At 31.7% G+C, this 17,000-nt stretch carries 11 protein-coding genes; 9 read left to right on the top strand and 2 right to left on the bottom strand.

Annotated features, from left to right (window positions below; translation table 11 throughout):
* Nucleotides 1-120: 120 nt before the first annotated feature.
* A complete protein-coding gene (locus tag AOB58_RS12525; protein WP_064783536.1) occupies nucleotides 121-4,884 on the top strand; it encodes a type ISP restriction/modification enzyme in 4,764 nt (1,587 codons plus the stop codon).
* A 367-nt stretch (nucleotides 4,885-5,251) separates the two neighbouring features.
* Complete coding sequence (locus tag AOB58_RS12530; RefSeq protein WP_021338385.1) at nucleotides 5,252-6,130, top strand: alpha/beta hydrolase; 879 nt, start codon at nucleotides 5,252-5,254, stop codon at nucleotides 6,128-6,130.
* A gap of 72 nt (nucleotides 6,131-6,202) precedes the next feature.
* On the opposite strand, the gene AOB58_RS12535 is transcribed toward AOB58_RS12530, so the two are convergent.
* Nucleotides 6,203-7,198: an LLM class flavin-dependent oxidoreductase gene (locus tag AOB58_RS12535; RefSeq protein WP_021338384.1), complete on the bottom strand. Its 996-nt coding sequence runs from the start codon at nucleotides 7,196-7,198 to the stop codon at nucleotides 6,203-6,205.
* Between the two features lie 147 nt (nucleotides 7,199-7,345).
* Here AOB58_RS12535 and AOB58_RS12540 point away from each other — a divergent pair, with 147 nt between their 5' ends.
* From AOB58_RS12540 to AOB58_RS12565, 6 genes are all read left to right on the top strand, one after another.
* On the top strand, nucleotides 7,346-8,353 hold the full coding sequence (locus tag AOB58_RS12540; RefSeq protein ID WP_002506995.1) for an NADP-dependent oxidoreductase: 1,008 nt from the start codon (nucleotides 7,346-7,348) through the stop codon (nucleotides 8,351-8,353).
* Nucleotides 8,354-8,374: 21 nt separating this feature from the next.
* Nucleotides 8,375-9,394: a zinc-binding alcohol dehydrogenase family protein gene (locus AOB58_RS12545; RefSeq protein WP_064783537.1), complete on the top strand. Its 1,020-nt coding sequence runs from the start codon at nucleotides 8,375-8,377 to the stop codon at nucleotides 9,392-9,394.
* A gap of 259 nt (nucleotides 9,395-9,653) precedes the next feature.
* A complete protein-coding gene (locus AOB58_RS12550) occupies nucleotides 9,654-11,264 on the top strand; it encodes a BCCT family transporter (protein ID WP_031265816.1) in 1,611 nt (536 codons plus the stop codon).
* Between the two features lie 126 nt (nucleotides 11,265-11,390).
* Nucleotides 11,391-11,927: an alkaline shock response membrane anchor protein AmaP gene (amaP, locus tag AOB58_RS12555; protein ID WP_002506998.1), complete on the top strand. Its 537-nt coding sequence runs from the start codon at nucleotides 11,391-11,393 to the stop codon at nucleotides 11,925-11,927.
* Nucleotides 11,928-11,939: 12 nt separating this feature from the next.
* Entirely contained in the window at nucleotides 11,940-12,179 is a 240-nt protein-coding gene (locus tag AOB58_RS12560) for a DUF2273 domain-containing protein (RefSeq protein WP_002506999.1), read from the top strand.
* A gap of 68 nt (nucleotides 12,180-12,247) precedes the next feature.
* Complete coding sequence (locus AOB58_RS12565) at nucleotides 12,248-12,754, top strand: Asp23/Gls24 family envelope stress response protein (protein WP_002507000.1); 507 nt, start codon at nucleotides 12,248-12,250, stop codon at nucleotides 12,752-12,754.
* A gap of 124 nt (nucleotides 12,755-12,878) precedes the next feature.
* Here AOB58_RS12565 and AOB58_RS12570 read toward each other — a convergent pair whose 3' ends face one another.
* Nucleotides 12,879-14,840 carry an IucA/IucC family protein gene (locus tag AOB58_RS12570; RefSeq protein WP_064783538.1) on the bottom strand — a complete coding sequence of 654 codons (1,962 nt, stop codon included), beginning with the start codon at nucleotides 14,838-14,840 and terminating at the stop codon, nucleotides 12,879-12,881.
* A gap of 402 nt (nucleotides 14,841-15,242) precedes the next feature.
* Here AOB58_RS12570 and AOB58_RS12575 point away from each other — a divergent pair, with 402 nt between their 5' ends.
* Nucleotides 15,243-17,000 carry an IucA/IucC family protein gene (locus AOB58_RS12575; RefSeq protein WP_064783539.1) on the top strand — a complete coding sequence of 586 codons (1,758 nt, stop codon included), beginning with the start codon at nucleotides 15,243-15,245 and terminating at the stop codon, nucleotides 16,998-17,000.

The raw sequence follows: 17,000 nt of genomic DNA on the forward strand, positions 1-17,000 counted from the left end.
AACTAAGCTATTTGAGACAATCTATTGAGTCATTTTATTAGTTTATATCATTCAAAATTTGATATTCATCGTTTATTAGATATGAGATAATAATAAAAAGAATACATATAGGAGGTTAATATGAAAACGAAATCAGAAGATAATATCTCTAGTTTTGATAATTTACTTAAACAAATAGAGGAAACATCTAATAATATACAACGTGAAAAAGGCACTCTTTTTGAAAAATTAGTTTTAGCATATTTAAAGAATGAACCTACATATAAAGCACTATATAAAAATGTATGGGAACTAAGAGATGTACCAAATGAATTTGGGTTACCAGATAAAAAAGATAAGGGCGTAGACTTAGTAGCTGAACAATTTAATGGAGATATTATTGCCATACAGGCAAAATTTTATAGAAATACTATTGGAAAATCTGAAATTAACTCTTTTGTCGCTGAAACTGGTGCTAATTATTATCAAGGAGGATTAATTATTTCTACTGTAGATGATTGGAATAAAAATGCAAAATCTACTATAGAAAATAACCAAAAAAATATAGAAATACTTGGTTTATCGGATTTAAGAAACTCTCAAATAAATTGGTCAGATTTTAATTTTGAAAGACCAGAAGAATTGACTATTAAAGAGCCAAAAGAACTTCGCTTCTATCAAAAAATAGCATTAGAAAATGCTATTAATCACTTTAAGAAATATGATCGTGGTCAATTAATAATGGCACCAGGAACGGGTAAAACATTTACTAGCTTGAAAATTTCTGAAGCATTATCCAAAAAAACGAATAAACAATTTAAAGTATTATATCTTGTGCCTAGTATTCAATTGTTAACTCAAACACTTAAAGGATGGAACAATGATACAGAATTAAAAATTGCAAGCATGGCTGTTACATCTGACAGAGATGCGTCTAGAGGGAGAGATGGTACAGTGGATATTAAAGCAACTGATATTGGCTATCCTGCTACAACTTCTAAAGAGCAATTACTCAATAACTGGAAAGATGTAAAGGAAACTCAATCTGATCGAGATATGCTGGTAATATTTAGTACATATCAAAGTATAGATGTAATAGGTAATGCTCAAAAGGAAGGATTCCCTGAATTCGATTTGATTATTTCAGATGAAGCACATAGAACAACTGGTGCCCATGAAATGAATAAAGATGCTAGTGCATTTACTAAAGTTCATAATAATGAGAATGTTAAAGGTGAATTGAGAATGTACCAAACGGCAACACCTAAGATTTATGGTGATAATGCTAAGAAAAATGCTAAAGATAAAAGTATATTGTTATCTTCTATGGATGATGAATCAAAATACGGTGAAGTTATTTATCGTATGGGCTTTGGACAAGCTGTTTCTCATGGAATTTTAACTGATTATAAAGTAATGGTTTTAGCTGTTGATGAAACCGCTATTAAAAAAGATATGCAGAAAACTTTAGCAGACCTAGAAAATGGTCTTGATATCGATGATGTTGGTAGAATCGTTGGTATTTGGAATGGGATGATGCGTCGTAATGGATATAAAAATCCAATAAAGAATAGTCCATATGATGGTGCACCACTAAAACGAGCTATTGCCTTTACAAAAACTATTGAAGACTCAAAAAAAGTGTCTAAACAATTTGAAGAAGTTGTGAATGAATATATTGGAGCTTCGACTGACCAACAAACAACAAAATTATCTATGAAACACGCAGATGGGACAATGAATGCATTGCAAAAAGGTGAAATATTAGATTGGTTGGCAGATCCAAATAAACCTTCTGATGAAGCTAGAATTGTTTCCAACGTGCGATTTTTAACAGAAGGAATTGATGTACCTTCGTTAGATGCAGTTATTTTTCTAGCACCTAAAAAGTCACAAGTTGATATTGTACAAGCTGTTGGTCGTATTATGCGTAAATCTGAGAATAAAGACTATGGTTATATTATTCTTCCAGTGGTTATACCTGCTGGAGAGACTCCAGAAACTGTTTTAGATAATAATAAGCATTATGAAGCTGTTTGGCAGATTATAAATGCTTTGCGTTCTGTAGATGAGCGTTTTGAAGCGATGGTAGATAAAATAAACATTGCAAAGCCTAAACAATTAGAAGTTATTGGTATTGATGGACCACCTAGCAAAGGAAATGATATAGAGAATACCGGTAATGGGGAGCCACCAACAAATGAATTTCAACCAACACAGCTAGAATTTGATTGGGATCAATTTGAGAGTGCCATATTTGGTAAGATTGTTCAAAAAGTCGGAGATAGAAAGTATTTAGAGAATTGGTCAGCTGACGTAGCAAAAATTGCTCAAAGGCAAATTAGTTGGATAAAAACAAAGTTAGAAGATAAAAATGATCCTATTTTTATAGAATTTAAAAAATTTGTTTCCTCATTAAAATATAATATAAATAATAGTATCGATGAAAATCAAGCAGCTGAGATGTTATCACAACATTTAATAACTAAACCGATATTTGAGGCATTATTTAGTGAATATAGTTTTGTTAATAATAATCCAGTATCAACTTCTATGGAGAATATAGTTAAAGAATTAGAAAAGGCTGGGTTTGCTAAAGAACAAGAAAATCTTGCACCTTTATATGAGTCTGTAAAAATGAGAGCCGAAGGTGTGGAGAAAGCTGAAGATAAACAAAAAATTATTATCACTTTATATGATAAATTCTTTAGTACGGCGTTTAAATCGACTACTGAGAGGTTAGGTATTGTCTTTACACCAATAGAAGTTGTAGATTTTATAGTTAAATCTGTAGATGATGTATTGACTAAACATTTTGGTAAGTCACTAGCAAGTGATGGTGTACATATACTAGATCCATTTACAGGAACAGGCACATTTATCGTTAGAATATTAGAATATTTAAAAGAGCAAATGGAATCGGGTGAAATTTCATTAGCGGATATTACTCGTAAATTTACTCAAGAACTTCATGCTAATGAGATTATTCTATTAAGTTACTATATTGCTGCTATTAATATCGAATCAACATTTGATGAGATTAATGGAGAGGAACAAGGATATATTCCTTTTGAAGGTATTGTTTTTACTGATACGTTTGAAGGTATAGAAACTGAAAATCCACTTGATGATGCTTACTTTGGTATTAATGATGAACGACTAAAAAGACAGCAAGAAGAACCAATTACAGCTATTATTGGGAATCCACCTTATTCTGCTGGTCAGAAAAATGAAAATGATAATAATAAAAATAGAGAGTACTCTTTGCTGGACCAAGCCATAACAAATAGTTATGCTAAAAATGCAAGTTCAAAAATGATTAAAAGTTTGTATGATTCTTATTTTAAAGCTTTTAGGTGGGCAACTGATAGGATTGGTGAAAAGGGTGTTATAGCTTTTGTTACTAATAATTCTTTTATTGATAAATTAAGTACTGATGGTTTCAGAAAGACAATTAAGAACGAGTTCAACACAATTTATGTCTTGAATTTACGTGGTGGAATACGTGGAAAAACAGGTGAGGAGGCAAGGCGAGAAGGAGAAAATATATTTGATATAATGACGGGCGTTGCGATAACAATACTTATAAAAGATGACTCAGAACATAGTGGGATTTTTTACTACGACATAGGAGAATTTCTTTCAAGGGCCGATAAACTTAGTAAAGTTAATGATTATAGAGATATATCTAATATCGATTGGGTTAAAATTATTCCTGATGAAAATGACGATTGGATAAATCAACGAGATAAAAATTATAAAAAGTATATTTCAATGTATGAAGATACTTGCAAATCAATATTTAAGTATAGAACAATGGGGATTGTTACTAATAGAGACTCATGGGTTTATAATTTTAGTAAGTTAGATGTTATAAACAATTCGAATAGAATGGTTAAAAATTACAACAATGAAATTGTTAAATTTGGAGAGGTTTCTGGAAAAGAAAAGTTTGATTATACTAATAAAGCAGAAAGTTATATCAAATGGACAAGAGCTTTAAAAAATAAATTTCTTAAAGGTAATAAAATTGAAATATCAACCCAAAATGTTACTAGTGCCATATATCGACCATTCACTAAAAAATGGCTAATGTATGAGAAAGATATAATTGAAAGTCCAAGGGATTTTTCAGATGTTTTTAGTGGCAAGGAGAATATTGCAATAATGGTAACAGGAGCAGGATCAAGAAAAGGATTTTCTTGCGTAGTTGTAGATTGTATACCCAACATGGATATGTTAGAAAAAGGACAAGTGTTTTTACACTACACTAAAAAAGGAAGCAAGAAAAATGATGTCATAAGCAAAACAAGTAATATAAGCGAGGATTTTTTAATAAAGTCTGATCTGAACGAAGATGATGTGATGAGTTATATATATGGGGTACTGCATTCTACTGAATATCGTGAGAGATATACTAATGATTTAATTAAAGAAACACCTAGAATACCAATTCTAAGTAGTAAGGAGACTTATATTGCAATTGGAAGGAATTTAATTGAATTACATCTTGAATATGAAAATGTTGAACCATACCATAATGTTAAGATCAATGGAATGAATTATCAAAAATTTGTAGATAGTTATTCTGGTTCTTATAAAGTGAAAAAAATGAAGCATCCCCGAAAAGGAGAATTAGGGACTATTATATTTAATGACAGTATTATTATTTCAGATATTCCTGAAATAGCATATAAATATGAAGTTAATGGGAGACCTGCTATAGAATGGATAATTGATCAATATTGTATTAAAAATAATGAAAAAGCAGAGATCACAGATGATCCAAATGAATACAGTAAAGATCCAAAGTACATTTTTAATTTATTACTATCAATTATTACGGTAAGTATGAAAACTTTAGAATTGATAGAAGATTTACCAGATTTCAAAGTGATTGACTAGTCTATTTTATGGTGTTAATTGGTGTCAGATTTATCCGAAATAATGAACTTTTATCATTGAATAAGTATTTTGATACTCCATAAATATTGATACAAAAGGATTAGTAGGTTCTGAGTATTCTTCAGTTTCATCTATAGAATTCTCAAAACGTTAATATTACTACTGCAACTTTTGCGAATTTATTCGCTTCCAGATACAGTACGCAAATTAGTGTAGACAGTTTGTGTTCGATATTAAAAAGCACTTTCCAATTATATTGGAAAGTGCTTTTTTTGTATTACAAAATAAAAATTTATTTTAAAACGTTAAGTATGATAAGATGTTGGGTAATTAAGGAAAATAACTCTATAATATAAGGCGTGATTACATGGAAGATAAAAAGAACTCTCATAATTTCTACACAGTACTACTTATCATTTTGCTCGTTGCCTTATTAAGTGTAGTTATTTTAGTAATTAAATATTATGGAAATAACGAATATCCTGTCAGAAGTGATTCCGAGGAAGCAATACCTACATTTTATCTTCATGGATATAAAGGCTCAGCTGACTCAGGAAATTTTCTAGTAAATTCAGCTATTAAGTCAGGTGCATCAAAAGAGGTTATTCAAGCATATGTTTCATCTGATGGAAAGGTGACATTCGATGGAAATTTAACAAGTAAATCTAAATATCCAATTATTAAAATTAAGTTAGAAGATAATAATAATGAAAATGTAGAAAAAAATGCAAAATGGATAAGAAATGCCATCATTGCCACGAACTATCAATATAACTTTGAAAAATTTAATTTTGTCGCACATTCTATGAGTAATAAATCATTTAGTTACTATATGTTAAATTATGGAGACGATGAACAACTACCTACTTTAAATAAAGTAGTAAATTTGGCCGGGAACTTTAATGGTGAGGTAGATGTAGATGGCAAAAAATTAAATATTGAATTAGATAAAAAAGGCAAACCTAATAAAATGATGGATGATTATAAAGAATTACGAGCTATGAAACATAAATTTCCTGATGACGTCAATGTGCTAAATATATATGGAGACATTGAAGATGGTACAGACTCAGACGGTAGGGTGACTAATGTATCTTCAAGATCATTAAAATATTTATTAGGTAACAACGTAAAATCATATGATGAATTTAAAGTGCATGGGCCTAATGCAGAGCATGGAAAACTAGCAAATAATAAAAAAGTGCAAGATAAAATAAATGAATTCTTATGGGATAAAGATCTGTAAATTAAAATATCATGCAAAAAGCAATATATCAGCCGATAGTTAAATGTGGGCGATATATTGCTTTTATTATTATTATGTCATATTTTCCTTGGCAATTAACTCTAGCAGTGTTTTTCGGTGTGTTTCACCAAAAACGTGTGGTTGAATCATAATTTCGTCAGCATTAAATCTTAAAGCAACATCATTCAGTGCTTTTATAACATCATTAGGTAAACCTGAAATCACTCTATTTTGGTTAGAAATCTTTTTATCTTGTTCACGTGTTGAGAGTTGTCGATGCATTGCAAATTCAATTGAAGGATAAAACTCAGGCTGATCCAAATAACCAATGCGCACTAACCATAAATGAAATGCATGTTCTAATTGAGCTATTTGTGATTGCTGTTGTGCAGTAATTACAAACGTAGAAATAATAACATAAGATTCACTTTCAGGATGAAATTGTTTAAATAAGTCACGATAATGATTAATTACATTTTCAGTAATGTGGTTAGCTTGACCCATAAGTGCAACTACGAAAGGTAATCCTTTTTCTGCAGCGATTGCAGCACTTTGTTTACTCATGCCTAATATAAACATACTCGGCTTCGTATCGATTAATGGCGTTGCTTGTAACCCTTTAAAACGGTGATTATAAGTATTGTCATCATTAAAATAATGCATTAAATCATTAATTTGTGTTTTATAACTTATATCTTTTGTTTTAGCTTCATTTAAAGCATGATTCACATTTTTGAAGCTAGGCGAGTGTCCTGTGCCTAAATCGACGCGTCCAGGGTGACGTGCTTCCATTAATTTAAATTGTTCTGCAATTTTATATGCACTATAATGAGGCAGCATAATACCGCCACTTCCAATATGAATGGAGGATGTTTGTTCTAAGAGTGACATCATAACCATTTCAGGCGCACTAGAGGCTACAGAATGCACTTGATGATGCTCTGCCACCCAATAGCGATAAAAGCCTAATGACTCAGCTAATTGAGCTAATTCAACGGTATGATTTAAAGCCTGTGTCGCGTTGCGGCCTTCAAAAATTGGAACATAATCTAAAATACTTAGTTTCACTTCAATATCTCCTTATTACTATATATCAATCAGTATATGAATTTAACGTAAGCATAACATGACCACATAGAGCTCAATAAGCGATTTGATTGATTGCACTGTTATATCACTATAAAATGAAAGAAAATAGCGAATGGAGGCAATATAATGAATACAGAACAAATCGTATTAGCTAAGAGACCTGAAGGCATTCCTTCAGATGAGATATTTAAATATGAAACTGTTGAAATAGATATGCCGAAAAAAGATGAAATTCAAGTAGAAGCGTTATATATATCAGTAGATCCATATATGCGCGGACGTATGGATGATAGTGATTCTTATATCACACCATTCCAAATTGATGAACCTTTATCAGGGCATGTTGTTGGTAAAGTCATTGCATCAGAAGCAGATGGTTTTGATAAAGGTGACATTGTTACTGGACAATTCCCTTGGCAAAAACTAAGCAATGTCCCAGCAAAGCATGTTATTAAGGTATCTAACACAGATGTTCCACTACATTTATATTTAAGCGTGTTAGGCATGCCTGGTCAAACAGCATATCATGGGCTATTAAAAATTGGACAACCGAAAGAAGGCGAAACAGTTGTTGTATCTGCAGCATCTGGCGCGGTTGGTTCAGTGGTAGGACAAATTGCTAAATTGAAAGGTGCTTATGTTGTAGGTATTGCAGGTGGCCCTGAAAAAACAACATACTTAACAGAAACATTAGGTTTTGATGCGAGTGTGGATTATAAAGCAGATGATTTTTCAGAACAACTTGCTAAAGCAGTACCAAATGGTGTAGATGTGTATTTCGAAAACGTCGGTGGATTGATTGCTGATGAAGTAATGAAACACTTAAATCAATTTGCTCGAATTCCTGTTTGTGGAGCAATTTCTGGTTACAATGATACAACGATTGAACATGGTCCACGTATTCAACCCATCCTCATAAAATCACAAGCATTAATGAAAGGCTTTATTGTGGCAAATTATGCAGATGATTTCGCAAATGCGAGTAAACAACTTGCCCAATGGGTCCAAGAAGATAAAATAAAAACAAAAACGTCAGTCATGAATGGATTTGAACACATACCAGAGGCATTTAGAAACTTATTTACAGGCGATAACTTTGGCAAACAAGTTGTACAGGTGTCAGACAATATCTAAACATTAAAGGAGATATGTAATATGAAAGCAATAGGTGCAGATACTCGTTTTGATCTAGATGAAGGAAATCAGTTCTATGAATTTGAAGATGAACGACCTGAACCAACGCAATACGAACTTTTAGTACGTGTAAAAGCGATTAGTGTTAATCCTGTAGATACTAAAATAAGACAGTCTCCTGTTAACGAGCCACCACGAGTTCTAGGATTTGATGCTGTTGGTGTGGTAGAAGCGGTAGGTGAAGAAATTAATCATTTTAAAGTTGGCGACGAAGTATTTTATTCTGGCTCTCCTGCATATCAAGGTTCTAATCAAGAATACCAACTTGTTGATGAGCGTCTTGTCGCTAAAAAACCTAAAAATATAAGTGTTGCTGAAGCTGCAAGTTTACCTTTAACAGGACTCACTGCATCAGAAACATTATTTGATGTATTTAAAATTTCGCATAATCCAGAAGATAATAAAGGTAAGTCTATTTTAATTATCAATGGTGCAGGTGGTGTAGGAAGTATTGCAACGCAAATAGCTAAACATCATGGACTCCATGTTATTACAACCGCTTCACGAGAAGAAACGTATCTTTGGTCTAAGGATATGGGTGCAGATATTGTATTAAATCATAAAAATGATTTAGTTAAAGAGTTTGAAAAATATGAAATAAGCGAAGTTGATTATATTTTCTGTACATTTGATACAGATCAATACTATGAAAAAATGATCGAACTCGTAAAACCAAGAGGGATCATTGCAACCATTGTCGCTTTTAAAAATAAACAAGATTTAAACTTACTCAAACCTAAAAGTATTACATTTACACATGAATATATGTATTCAAGACCGCTACATGAAACTGAAGACATGACTTTACATCGTGACTATTTAACGGACATTTCTGAAAAAATAGAAGCGAATGTATATCAACCAACTTTAAATGAAGTGATAGATGGTTTAACAGCAAATAGTCTGTTCGAAGCACATACGAAACTTGAAAATCAAAACATGATTGGTAAATTAGTAATTCAACTCAATCAAGAATCATAAGTTATAAATATTAAAATCTGTCATGTTAATGTGTTATGAAATTAATATACTAGATAAGCCTTCCAAGCAATTACCTTATGGGTGAATAATTGGAAGGCTTTTAAATATGTAAATTTATTATAATTACACATTTAATAAATCTATTTATAGTGTTTAAATAAGATTATAATAATCCTTAAAAGTGGTTACAAATATGGAATATATTAAGTATGATAGGGTATGTATCTTACATAAAGCAAAGGGAGAGTGTAATTTTGTTATGCATTTTAAAAAAATGACAGCAGTATTTTGGGTGGCATTAGCTATTTGTACGGTATTTGTACTCTATGGTGCAATATTACCGAAACAATTAGAATCAGTCACTCAATCTATCACGAATTTTATAGCAGTTAATTTTGGTTGGTATTATTTATTACTTGTATTAGTCATATTAATTGTATGTGTTTATCTATTATTTTCTAGATATTCATCTATTACATTGGGTGAAGAAGGCGAAGACCCTGAATTTTCATTAAAATCATGGTTCGCAATGTTATTTAGTGCAGGTATGGGTATTGGTTTAGTCTTTTGGACAACTTCTGAACCAATTAGTCATGCATTTACTTTAACCCCATTACATAAAGCAGGCACGCAAACTGCAATTAATGATGCGATGCAATTTTCATTCTTTCATTGGGGTGTGCACGCATGGGCTGTATATGGTATCGTGGGACTCGTTTTTGCGTACTTTAATTTCCATAAAGGTTATCCGGGACTAGTCAGTGCTACGTTAATACCTATTTTAGGCAGTAAAATGATGAAAGGTCCTATCGGTGGGGCGATAGATGTCCTTGCAATTATTGCTACTGTAACAGGTGTTGCTGCAACACTTGGTTTTGGTGCGTTGCAAATCAATGAAGGATTGAATTTCTTATTTGAAATACCTTCTAATTTTGGGAGTCAAGTTATTATCATTATTATAGCAACCTTATTATTTAGTTGGTCAGCTTGGTCAGGTATTGATAAAGGTATTAAGAGCTTAAGTAATATTAATATGGCGTTAGCTTTCCTCGTGTTACTCTTATTGTTCTGTGTAGGACCTACACTAACGATATTAAATACGTTTACCAATTCATTAGGGGATTATATTGCTAATTTCTTTAACATGAGTTTACGTATACCGCAATCGGGTGGCGAAAAATTCCAGTGGTTAAAACAATGGACAATCTTCTATTGGGCTTGGTGGATTTCATGGGCGCCGTTTGTTGGAATCTTTATCGCCCGTGTCTCTCGAGGTAGAACGATTAAAGAATTTATATTAGGTGTATTATTTGTACCAGCGCTTGTATGTTTCATATTTTTTGCAGTATTTGGCGCCTCAGCAATTTACTTACAACAAAACGGTATTGCGAATATCGCGAAAGAAGCAACGGAAACAGCGACCTTTGCTACGTTGGAACAATTTCCATTAGGATTTGTATTGAGTATTATTACGCTGATAGTCATTATGATTTTCTTTGTAACATCAGCCGACTCAGCTACGTATGTATTAGGTATGTTGAGTTCTAAAGGTAGTATTAATCCTTCTGGTTTAGTCAAAGTCAGTTGGGGCATTATTTTAGCGTTATTTGCGATGATTATGATTTATACGGGTGGAACGCAATCGATTCAAAACCTTTTAATTATTGCAGCTTTACCATTCTCCATTGTCATTATATTAATGATATGGTCACTCTTTAAATCATTAGCAATAGAAAAGCCGAGACCTAGCAATAAGCTACTTGTCACGGATAGTCAGCTTTTACAATATCGTAAAGCAAATCAAGATGATTCAGAAACAGAAGACGATAAACAAATAGAATCAACTGAAGATCGGAAGAATAATAACTAGAGCAAACTTATTTTGCCATAGAAAATATTTAACAAATACAATAAAAATGTTTCTAAGATTTTTTTAAAGGGTATTATTCATATATAACAAGTACATAATCTAGAAACATAGGAGGTGGCATACGAGGTGAAGCGACTTAAAAATTTCATATTAGGACTTTTAATTGTAGTAATCGTTGGTGTTTTACTGTTTATGTATATCAAAGACTCTAGAATTACTCAATATCAAGATTACTTAACACAGTTTAATTGGTTTCAACCAACCTTAATAACTTTAGCAGCGTTACTCATTTTAATTGGCCTGATACTAGTATTCAGCTTGTTTAAACCTACGTATAGAAAACCCGGACTTTACAAAGATTTCAATGATGGTCATATTTATGTATCGAGAAAAGCAATTGAAAAATCAGCATACGATACACTTGTACAATATGATCAAATTCGTCAACCGAACGTGATTGCAAAATTGTATAACAAGAAGAAGAAATCACATATTGCTTTGAAAGCGGATTTCTTTGTACCAGGTGATGTTCAAGTTAAATCATTAACGGAAGAAATTAGAAATGACATTAAGCAGAACGTAGAACACTTTACTGAATTACCAGTATCAAAACTAGAGGTCAACGTTAGAGATCAAAAAACCTCAGGCAAACGTGTGTTGTAAGGGAGGGTTATCATGACTAATAATAATCACCAAAATGGACAAGATTCTACACAAGAAGTTGTTGATTTCTTAAAAGTATTTAAATGGAGAATCATTGGATTCTTAGCATTCTTGATTATCGCAATATTATTCTTAACACTAGGTTTCTGGAGTACAATATTAATCTTAGTATTATGTTTGATCGGAATTGCAATCGGGTATACTAAAGACCGTAAGCAAGACTTTTTAAATTTCTTAAATCGATGGAGTTAGTATTTCCAAAGTTTGAAAATAACTTAAAATTAAATTTTAAAAATTGAGAAGACAAAGGAGATTTTAATATGGCAGTAGATAATAACAAAGCAAAACAAGCATATAATAATCAAACTGGAGTTAATGAACAAGAAGCACAAAAGCAACAAGAACAAGAACAACAAAAACAAGAACCGCAATTTTCAAATAAATTAACATTTTCTGATGAAGTAATTGAGAAAATTGCAGGCATCGCAGCGCGTGAAGTAAGTGGAATTTTAGAAATGAAAGGCGGATTCGTCGATAGTATTTCTAACTCATTCGGAAGCAACGAGAACGTTTCAAGAGGCGTAAGCGTTGAGGTTGGAGAAAAACAAGCAGCTGTTGATTTAAAAGTAATATTAGAATACGGTGAATCAGCACCTAAAATCTTCCGTAAAGTAACAGATTTAGTTAAAGAACAAGTTAAATATATTACTGGTCTTGACGTAGTTGAAGTTAACATGCGCGTTGAAGATGTAATGACTAAAAAAGAATGGTCTCAAAAAAATGAAAAAAGCCAAAACTCAAATAATGAGGAAAAAGGCTTACAATAATTAATTGAGTATCAAACTAAAAACCGCTAAAGTTAATTTGCTTTAGCGGTTTTAAAATGTCGAAAAACCAATTGCTATAAAAGCATTTGGTTTTTTAATATTTATATAGACTTAATATCATACTTTAATGAGATTCATGATTTCGGTGAAGTGGATTATTCACTTTTATATATGTATAAACATCTGCTTCATCTTCTAGTCTCATCGTGGTTACACATTTATAGTCAATTTCAGACGCGAATAATAATGCTCTAATTTCATCGATTCTTTTAGAATCATCCATAGTATTGGCGATAACATTTAACTTGTTAGCTAATAGATCACTCACGTTTGACCATATGCTTTGTTCTAAATCATCAATAGCACTAGATTTTGCTAAAGTACAGATTAATTCTCCAAGATGGTTTTGAATACTAGAATAAAATACTTTATTAAAAACAGTTTGTGGTTGATTCGTTAAAATTAAGGATTTCTCATGAAAATTTTGGGTTCTATATCCCATGTGATTCAAGTAAACTTCATCAATGCGTAAACCTTCAAAATCACGGACATATAATTTGTTTAACGAGCCATCACTATTAAATGTAGCGATAGTATTTTGTAAATGTGCTTCAAGAGCGATGCCATATTTAATGTATAAAGGTAGCGTAATATCAATTAGTGCTTGACTATACTGTTCTATCCAAGTGATACATGCTTCTTTATAAGAAACAAAAGCATGTGTTTGTGCATACTTTTTGATAAGTGTATTGATAGGTGTTTCATAGTTATAAACATAGTTGGCAACTAAACTTGATGGAATCATAGGTGTTGTATTATTATCAATAACATCATAAATATTAGTTCTAAATAACGAACCTAATTGTTCACTTCTTATAGTTTGTATATCATGTGGATCTTCTGTTTTAAAAAAGTGGATGCCAGCAACTTCATCAATCGTATCTCCAGCAATATTATGAAATAGGGTATCGCTATGTTTAATGTCATTCAAAATTTTTGTGACTTGAGGGCCATTAATTGTTGTTTGTTCAGATAAAGTTCTAATTTCACCTGTGATATGCACATTAGTTGATAGTTTAATGTGGGGTAAAGCTATAGGCAGCTTTGGCATTAGTGTTCTAAACGATAGACCAGCGTGATAATCAAGTTGATAGTGAATTGGAATAATTCGTTTTTCTTTAAGCTCATTGTCATACTGATTTATTAATACTTCATTATATTGCCATGGATGTATGACCATGACATAGTACGTATCAATATGTTCAGAACCAACCTCTCTTAAAACTTCGGAATATAAGCCTTCGAATAAATCATATAGAGTTTCATTGTAATTTTTGGATAATGTTTCAACTTTTGCAATATCTTTATGTATTAAGATAAACTTTAAGCCTATAACATTATTGAACTCAGAAGAATAATTAATTGTAGTTTCAGGTGTCATACCTTTACGTAATTTTGCACCTGGATGTAAGGGATGCCCTTCAACAACTGCTTGTTCGGATCTTAAATAACTATCTTCCGCTTCAATAATTAGTTGACCAAGAGGCAAAGTTTCATCAGCTAATGTAATCATTTGAAAGCTAAGCGAAATAGCCATATTAGCTACGCTATTATTTATATCTTCTCTAAATTGATAACTTGCGTCATTATTAAGTGTTGGTGCTTCGGTTAAAATACAACTTAATATCTCATTAGGATGTAAAATTCTTTCAAGATTATGCTTACTTTCAAAATAAAAGGGGCCTTCAACATCAATTCTATCGAATGCATGTAATCCAGTAATAGGTGCATATAAAGTTTTTTGAGCGTGTGGGAAATTTATTTTTAATGTTTGTAATTGGTTAGTAGCTAAGTTTATTGGTGCATCGTGTGTTGTAATGACCTGACTATAATCGCGGCTATTAACTAAATTCTCTCTATGTAAAGAAGTGATGAGCCGCTGTGATATTTTATCTCTACTGATTAATAACGCTTTCATAAATGCATCACGCCATTCATAATTGATAGATTCTAAATAGGTTAATGCATATTGTTCATCTTTAGTGAGTTTATTAATTGAATTGTTAAAGTCTATGTTTGTATTCATAAGGCACCTCTTAAAATTATTTTACAAAAGTATAAGGTATTTATATAATCTATATTAAGTACATTGATAATAATTATCAATTATAAAAAATAAGTATGGGTTCTATCATAATAGTGTTAATTTGATTGTATGACATATGAAATATAACAGTTTCATCATTTATATTTACCACTTTTCTATGTATTTTAACATCCCAAAGTGAATGGACACCGAATAATTTATTTTTAGTACTGTGTTGATTTGAAAAATAGAGGGAACATAGTGAGTATTAAAATGGAAAAGTAGAACTAAATTACTTTAAATACAGTAATCATATGCTTTGTAATAAAATTGAATACATTTGTGATTACAGCATTATTCAATATATAATAAATAGATTGAGCAAAATGGAGGCATTGTTGTATGACGGATCGGACATGGCAATCTGCAGATAAAAACGTACAGTATCGTATTTATAATGCGATTATTAAGGAACATATTTTTCCTGATCAAATGATAGTTAATGAGTTTGAAGATTATATTGAATTACAATATCATGGACAACTTTTACAAGTGGATAAAGTACATAAAAGTGATATGGAAAGATATGTATTTAGAGGAAAGATACGTTACATCAAGGGTAACACTATGATGGAAATCGAAACTGTAGAACACTTGCTCGATGTATTGGATAAGCAATTTGATATACCAATGAGTAACAGATTGAGAGAAGAACTCATTTCTAGTAGAGATGGTTTTGCATTGACGTATGACCATTTTTCTCATAGACAAGCGTTGATTCATGCAACATTGAAATTTTCGAGAATGCCTGAAACTATTAATTTCTTCATCTGGTTAAAGCATTTTAAAGATTCAGAAGAAATTAATGATTTAACTTATTCGGAGAGTATCGTTGTAGAAGGGCATCCAACGCATCCCTTGTCTAAAACAAAATTGCCATTAACAAGAAAAGAAGTAAAATTATATGCGCCAGAGTTTGAAAAGATTATTCCATTAAAAGTAATGCTTATTCATAAAGCAGATTGTACTACAACGTCAATGGAAGATGATGAACAATATATTTTAAATCATATTATTCCTGAATATCGTTATAAACTCAAAGCATTTTTAGAACCGTACCAGTTTGAACTGGAGGATTATAGAATAATACTTGTACATCCTTGGCAATATGACAATGTGATTGTGCATCAATTTTCGGAATGGATAAAAGAAGGTCGATTATTACCCACACCATTTGATGTAGCATCTAAAGCAACGTTATCATTTAGAACAATGGCGTTAATCAATAAGCCGTATCATATTAAATTACCAGTAAATATTCAAGCTACGAGTGCCATCCGAACCGTTGCAGCTGTGACGACAGTAGATGGACCTAAACTCAGTTATGAATTACAAGAGATGTTAGAGCTACACCCACAATTACAAGTCGCTTTGGAACCTTATGGTATTCATGTAAATATAGATGACGATACCGCACGTCAATTGGCTTGCATAGTGAGACACAAACCTTATACCGCAGATAACGGAACGACGTTGGTAACAGCTAGTCTAATTAATAAAAATCCAGTTGATAACAAAGTCGTTGTAGATAGTTACTTGGAGTGGATTGGAGAAGGACCTACATCAATCGCCATCAAACAATTTTTGTGTAGTTATGCGAAAACTTTAATTGAACCATTAATTGCATATATACAAGATTACGGTATCGCCTTAGAAGCGCATATGCAAAATACGATTATTAATCTTGGACCGGATTATCAAATGAAATTTATTATTAGAGATCTAGGTGGTTCAAGAATAGATTTAGACACTTTAAAGCTTAAATTACCTCATGTTGATATAACGAATTCAAGTCTGATTGCTGAAAATATTGAAGCGGTTATCGGAAAGTTTCAACATTCAGTAATTCAAAATCAAATTGCAGAACTGATTCATTATTTTTCAAAATATGAAGAAGTAGATGAGCGAGCGTTATTTAAATTAGTTGGGAACATAGTAGATGAAGCGATAGATTCACAAAAAGCTCATGCACAAGTGTTGAAAGCAGTTTTGTTTGGACCTACGATTTCAGTCAAAGCATTGTTGCGCATGAGAATGGAAAGTAAAGTGAAACAGTACGTAACGATAAAATTAAAGAACCCATTATATAAAGAGGTGTAA

This window comes from Staphylococcus sp. AntiMn-1 (assembly GCF_001663395.1).
Lineage (GTDB): Bacteria > Bacillota > Bacilli > Staphylococcales > Staphylococcaceae > Staphylococcus > Staphylococcus equorum.